Raw genomic sequence first — 1,684 nt, forward strand, 5'->3', positions numbered from 1 at the left:
TCGCCTGCGTACGGCTGGCGGTATGGAAGAATTTCAACTTACGAGGTGTCCTTTGCAGCGGGCGATGGAAGCGTAGAGAACTCCCATCCTCCCAGTTCAGGGGACACCTCACTTCATTTCGCTAACCTCGCTTCGGACTTCACGCCGTGGATAGAGGCTCAGATCCTGCACCATCGCAACGGTTCGATACCGCGACGCGACCTCCACAGGACGGCCCTACGTCCGCACCACCCGCCCAGACTTCCGAGCCAAGGATCGACCTGGAATGATCAGGCCCGGATGAACCTACCAAGGAGTACTTATGGCTACCAAGCTCCTCGCGTTCGTCGCCTTCTTGCTGATCGGCTCAGGCGTACTTGCTGGTCTGATGCCTGTTACTTCAGAAGGTGAGGCGTGTGGTTCTGCATTCATTACTGCCTCTCTCCCTGATTACTTAATGGATGAGACTCGTGACTGGGCGGTAGAAAAAATGGAATATAGGGACAGGTGCAAGGATCTCCGAAACCTCGTTCAGATTCCCGCTACCGTCTTGATCGCCGCAGGGGCAACCACGTTGGGCGCTGCTTTCTTCTCGCGGAGAACAGTCTCTATAGCGAGAAAGTGACCGACACGCTGTCGCACTACTGACATCACGAGCAGCAGCAAAGTGCAGCAGTCGCGCCACGCGAACGTAGGCGTTGGCGGTGCGACGTGGCTCGATACAGCCGAAACGGCCCGCGATCCGGCCCATCAGGTCGTGGAAGGTGACCATCCAGCCGTCAGGGTCTACAGTGTCGGCCACGGCCATCACGTGATCTTCAGATGTCTTCACAAACTCCGAATGATCACGTGGTCGTCTTCATGCGACCCGAACCAACAAGATCGCGAAATGTAACCAAGCATTAAGTGTCGAGGAGTCGTAGGCCCGCTTGGCTTCTGGCGATCAGCTCGGGGTCGCCTTCGGCCATGCGCAGAGCTAGGGCCTCCTGCAGCACCTCGCGCGCCTCCTGTCTACGATCCAGTTCAGTGAGGGCCTTGCCGAGATGCTGGAGCGAGAAGCACAACATCTCGGGTACTTCTTTCCTTGCAAGGGTGAGCATCGCGCGGCAGAGAGTTTCCGAGGCCGCCGCGTCACCTGAGTAGCGATAGGCGTCGGCCAGATTGATTGACGCCGCGATCCGCCTGCCGCTCGTGTCCGCCAGGTCGAGCGCACGGTTGAGGTGGTCGATCGCGTCGGCGTACTCACCCAGAACCAGCAGTCCGATCCCGAGCGCGCGCAGCGTGGTGTAGTCGGTGGGGTCCTGAGCGCGGGCCGAGTCGACGAGCGCGGTGAGCCGATCGCGGTCGCTGGGGACCATCCGTTGCCGTTCGTCGTAGGTGATGAGCTGGTCGATTTCTTGGAAGAGCACAGCCAAACATTAGGCGCGCCAGGGCCTGGGCGAGCGAGATGACCGTCTTCATGCCACCTCAACGCACAAGATCGCCAAGTGTCACTGGAGTACTAGGACGCTGGTGTAAAGCAGGTCATCCCAGCTGAGGATTTTCGGGGGAGCTCGTTGGATGGCGCTATGCAGGAGTGTCGGAGTCCATGCTCGCGGCGGGGTCCTGCCGGTTGTGCGGGTCTGTGCGGTTGTCCACAGGCCCGCTGAAGGCCGTCACCTCGTCGCCCAGACCCCTTCCTCTCGGGTGAGGTCCCTGGTCAGGC

At 60.2% G+C, this 1,684-nt stretch carries 2 protein-coding genes; one reads left to right on the top strand and one right to left on the bottom strand.

All coding sequences use genetic code 11. The annotated features are described in order from the left end of the window. Positions 1 to 301: 301 nt before the first annotated feature. Positions 302 to 604, top strand: a complete 303-nt coding sequence (locus ETD86_RS54245; protein ID WP_138674371.1) for a hypothetical protein — start codon at positions 302 to 304, stop codon at positions 602 to 604. Positions 605 to 881: 277 nt separating this feature from the next. Here the strand turns inward: ETD86_RS54245 and ETD86_RS54250 are convergent, their stop codons facing one another. Then, positions 882 to 1,388, bottom strand: a complete 507-nt coding sequence (locus tag ETD86_RS54250) for a tetratricopeptide repeat protein (protein WP_138674372.1) — start codon at positions 1,386 to 1,388, stop codon at positions 882 to 884. Positions 1,389 to 1,684: the final 296 nt, after the last annotated feature.

This window comes from Nonomuraea turkmeniaca (assembly GCF_005889735.1).
In the GTDB taxonomy this organism is placed as follows: Bacteria; Actinomycetota; Actinomycetes; order Streptosporangiales; family Streptosporangiaceae; genus Nonomuraea; species Nonomuraea turkmeniaca.

What these genes read in the sequence shown, in the direction of transcription:
- ETD86_RS54245 (WP_138674371.1), top strand. Translation starts at nt 302, where the DNA reads ATGGCTACCAAGCTCCTCGCGTTCGTCGCCTTCTTGCTGATCGGCTCA.